Source organism: Kaarinaea lacus, from assembly GCF_975902315.1.
Genome location: NZ_CDLKIE010000290.1, coordinates 1 through 4,491 on the forward strand (window position 1 = coordinate 1; position 4,491 = coordinate 4,491).

The 4,491-nt window shown below is 47.0% G+C and carries 4 protein-coding genes; all 4 read left to right on the plus strand.

Annotation, left to right across the window (positions count from 1 at the left end):
* On the plus strand, positions 1 to 1,328 hold a 1,328-nt coding region (locus ACWVCM_RS09170), incomplete at its 5' end, for a hypothetical protein (protein WP_455201438.1).
* 366 nt (positions 1,329 to 1,694) lie between these two features.
* Entirely contained in the window at positions 1,695 to 3,644 is a 1,950-nt protein-coding gene (locus ACWVCM_RS09175; protein WP_455201439.1) for a sodium:solute symporter family protein, read from the plus strand.
* 103 nt (positions 3,645 to 3,747) lie between these two features.
* Complete coding sequence (locus ACWVCM_RS09180; RefSeq protein WP_455201440.1) at positions 3,748 to 3,981, plus strand: hypothetical protein; 234 nt, start codon at positions 3,748 to 3,750, stop codon at positions 3,979 to 3,981.
* Positions 3,974 to 4,491 (plus strand): tetratricopeptide repeat protein (locus tag ACWVCM_RS09185; protein ID WP_455201441.1); only part of this gene is annotated, 518 nt, incomplete at its 3' end. The genes ACWVCM_RS09180 and ACWVCM_RS09185, both read left to right, overlap by 8 nt.

Sequence of the window (4,491 nt, forward strand, 5' to 3'; positions counted from 1 at the left end):
GTCTACAGGGGGGGAATACTCGGGTAGATATAACAAGTCCCACTAATACCTTTAATATCCCTTCTGACACAGCGATAGCACTGGCAGCGGAAGGAGTGGTAAATGGTCCGGGTCTGGAAATGCGTTTAACGGAACGCTATGACCGCTCGGGCCGCAAGGCGCAGGCACATAGCCGTTGGTTAAAAGTACATGCCGGGATACGTGGACTGGTAAACATGGAAGTGGTCGATCCGACCGGCGTTAATGATCCGGGAGTGTTACAGTTGGTGCTGGATGGTTCATCGGAGGTTCCAAACTCCGTTTTTTGCGGAGTCACAAATGCAACTGATTCATCACTTAGTTGTAGTGCCAGTCTTGATCTTGCTTCCAATCGAGTGTTGGGCACTATAGCAGTTACTGGGTCACCAGCGCTTAGCTTCGAAATAACATTTAGTGATAGCTTGAATGGTACTGTGCAATTGAACAGCCTGGTTTCCAGTGATACATGGAATGGAACGGCTCGTATTGTCAATCCGGAACTTACTGCGCGATCGGAAATTCGTTATTCGCAGGGAGTATTGGAAGAAAGGACTTATGTGAACTTTCTTAATCCAGTCCCAATGTTTGACCGGGGTGTATTAAGCTCCAACACTGGACAGGATCTGGGTGCAGGTGTCGCGACCCCAATAACTCTCTGGGATGGGGATTATTTATCGCAATTTTATAGTTATCTTGTATATCCGCTTGACGGCGTTCTAGCGCAGAAAAATGCCGCGGTAATGAGCTTTAATACGGGCAGTAGTGGTTTATTGAATGCGGATCGGTTCACGATTAACCTGGATAACAACCAGTTAGATCCAACGGCAACCCTGCGTTACGCTGTAGACTATGCGGCACCTGATCCTAATGCCTTGTTCACCACAGGTAATGTTCCTCCTGACAGGGGTGACTTTACAGTTCGTATCAATAGTGTTGTCGTGACAGCGAATACCGGCTCATTTGGTGATCCAATACCAGTCACTGAAAGCGATACGATTGAACTGTCCTGGCCCGATGTAACAGCAGATTCTGCGGATACCCGTTGGCAAGTACGTATGGGTAAAGTGCTTACGAGTGGTGGGGCGTACGTCGCGCATGAAGAAAGGCGCACCGAAAGACTGGATCACACAGCCGCAGGTTCAGGATTAACGCTTGGTGGCGGTAACTGGACATGGACATCGCCAGCTGATTTCCTGACAGGAGAATCCAATGGAACATCAGCAATCGTTCGGTTCCATGTTCGTGCATCGAATGTTGCCAATACAATGCGGGGTCAATCCAGGGGTATTCACTTTGTAGTAACGCCATAATGAAAAGTTAAAGCAAAGCGATCGTTTTTAATATCCCCGGCCTGTCCGGGGATTTTTTTAAGGCGATTGTAATCAGATGACTACGGTAATCCTAACCCAATGCCTAATATATATAGTTACTATAAAGTTGAGTAAACCGCTAAAATAATCCCTACAAACTATCCGTGTAATGTTTGGTAAATGTCCATTTCTTGATATTGGTCAAGCTTATCATTTATTAACTGTTCTGATCCCAATTTAGATCGAGTAAAGTATCTGATCACGTGCTAGGCTTATTAAGTCTATAAGCTATAAAAACAGCTGTACCTAGTCAGATCGAAATCTAATGGCGCAGAACCATACCAAGAAAATCGGGAGGCCATTGCTATGGATGCAAAGATTGTTTGGTTGTTCGTATTTGTGTTTTTGTACTGGGGATATTGCATTTTTTGGGGCATCAAAGGTGCAATGTCTGCCAAAACCGCATCGGATTATTTCATTGCGGGACGTCAAATTTCGTTGTGGGTGTTTGTATTAGCGGCAACCGCAACGTCATTTTCCGGGTGGACCTTTATGGGGCATCCCGGCTTGCTCTACCGAGATGGCTTCCAGTATGCATATGCATCCTTCTACGCCATCACTATTCCCTTCACCGGTGTTATCTTCCTGAAAAGACAATGGATATTAGGTAAACGCTTCGGGTTTGTAACCCCCGGTGAAATGTTATCATCCTACTTTAAGTCCGATTCAATTCGGCTATTAGTGGTGCTGGTAGCATTAATATTTTCAGTACCTTATCTGGGTGTGCAACTTCGGGCATCCGGGTTTTTATTTAATGTGTTAACTGATGGCATGCTCGATGTTAATACCGGCATGTGGATGTTGTCAGCCGTAGTTATCATCTATGTAGCATCGGGTGGATTAAGAGCGGTGGCTTATGTAGATACCTTGCAGGCCATATTGCTGGCCTTGGGTATTGTTGCCATAGGCATCATAGCGCTGAACTATGTGGGTGGTTGGGTAGCATTAAATGAAGGTATCGCACAGCTTGCCCAGTTTGACCAGAAGCGAACGCCAGATGGCTATAGCCATTACATCGCAATACCCGGAGTGATCCAGTTTGTGAGTAATGGACCATCGGCAGCCGGTGGTGCCTGGACCGGCATGATGATTCTCACTTATATGTTTGCACTCATGGGTATTCAGTCTGCACCAGCATTTTCCATGTGGGCTTTCTCCAATCACAATCCCAAACCCTTTGCGCCACAACAAGTATGGGCCAGCAGTTTTGGTATTGGTTTTATCCTGATGGTGTTCACTGCCATGCAAGGGTTAGGCGGTCACTTGTTAGGTGCTGACTCAGCTTTCACAGCTGCTCATCCAAATCTGGTTAATGATGTTATGAGTGCCGGTTTAGGTGGCAAGGATCTGATGGAGTCGGCCGGTAAACAGGGTATGCTGGTTCCGCAGTTGATTCACTTGATGCAGGACGCGGCACCCTGGTTGGTTGGTTTGTTGTCGGTGTGTGCATTAGCTGCCATGCAATCAACCGGTGCAGCCTATATGTCAACAGCAGGCGGCATGTTAACTCGCGACTTACTGAAGCGGTATGTTATGCCCCATGCAACTCATAGCCAGCAAAAATTATTCGGTCGTATCGGCGTTGTTATCATCGTGCTCGCCGCATTATTGGTAGCGACAACCGCAACGGATGCCCTGGTGCTGCTAGGTGGTTTGGCGGTTGCTTATGGTTTCCAGATGTGGCCGGCCTTGATCGCGGTTTGCTGGTGGCCGTGGCTAACTCGCCAGGGTGTTGTATTAGGACTTATAGCAGGTTTGATTGCAGTAACTCTGACTGAAAAGATTGGTGCTCAATTCATGCCATGGGGTCGCTGGCCGTTGACCATGCACTCTGCCGGTTGGGGTATAATCTTTAACCTGGGTATAGCGATTATCGTGTCTTCCTTCACGCAAACCAGGGAAGCGACGGAACATCGCATGACGTTCCACAACTTCCTGCGTGAACATGCGAGTCTGCCAGCTGCTAAAAAGGGTCTGGTTCCTGCGGCCTGGATTATTACCATGGTCTGGTTCTTCTTCGGTATTGGTCCTGGCGCGGTAATTGGTAACACGATCTTTGGCAACCCCAATGATGCAACGACCTGGACCTTTGGCATGCCATCGATCTGGGCCTGGCAATTACTATGGTGGGCCATAGGTGTATTTATGATGTGGTTCCTGGCCTACAAGATGGAGCTTTCGACGGTTCCAGAAACAGAGATCGAGGCGCTTCACGAGGATATTGGTGATATCAGTCTGAGTGTCGATAAGCCTTAGTAATATTAATCACCATTACTTTTAGTAATTATAAACTCGTTGTAACAACAAATATGGAAGGGGAAGTTTCGGCTTCCCCTTTTGTTTGGTCAGGTGTAGAAATATGGTGTATTTTGTTTTATCAGTTTTAATTTTGGCAGTAGCCTTGTTTTTTCCCATTAGTAAATTAATCTGGGTGTTGAGTGTTCGGCGCTTGCAGCGCAAGTTGAATACAGAGTTAACCGATGCTGATGCCCAGGGCCAGTTAGCACGAGCACGATTTTTAGCAACGCTCGTCTCGTTAGTATTTTCATTCCTGTTTAATGTTAACCTGCTAGGCTGGCCGGTTCATGGATGACAGCCTCTACAAATTTTTAAAATATACCGCCATCACTCTTACTATAGCCTGGGTTGGCTGGTCCGCTTATGACAGTTTCATCAAAGACATTCAGCCAGGTGATGATGCTTACCTGACGGCAAATAAGTTTTTCGAAGATGGTCAGTACGAACAGGCGCTCGATGAATATAGCCTGGCATTGCAGGACGTGCCTGACCACATCCATGCTTTGCGAGGTAAAGCGCGTACATTAGTGCAGCTCAACAGGTATGATGAAGCCTTACAGGTATTTAATATAGCAATTGCCCATGAACCAAATTTTGCCGGTTCTTATGCCAATCGGGGTATTCTTTACGATCGCATGGGTCAGTATCAAAAAGCGCTCGAAGACTATGAACGTGCCCTATCCCTGGATCCGGAACTGGCCGATGGGCCTCATTGGCTAACACGCTTTTTACGACTCCAGCCTGACAAACCTCCTACCATTGCTGACAGGGCACAGTATCTGAAGCAGGAACTGGCAAAGCCTGA

What these genes read in the sequence shown, in the direction of transcription:
- ACWVCM_RS09180 (WP_455201440.1), top strand. Translation starts at nt 3,748, where the DNA reads ATGGTGTATTTTGTTTTATCAGTTTTAATTTTGGCAGTAGCCTTGTTT.
- ACWVCM_RS09175 (WP_455201439.1), top strand. Translation starts at nt 1,695, where the DNA reads ATGGATGCAAAGATTGTTTGGTTGTTCGTATTTGTGTTTTTGTACTGG.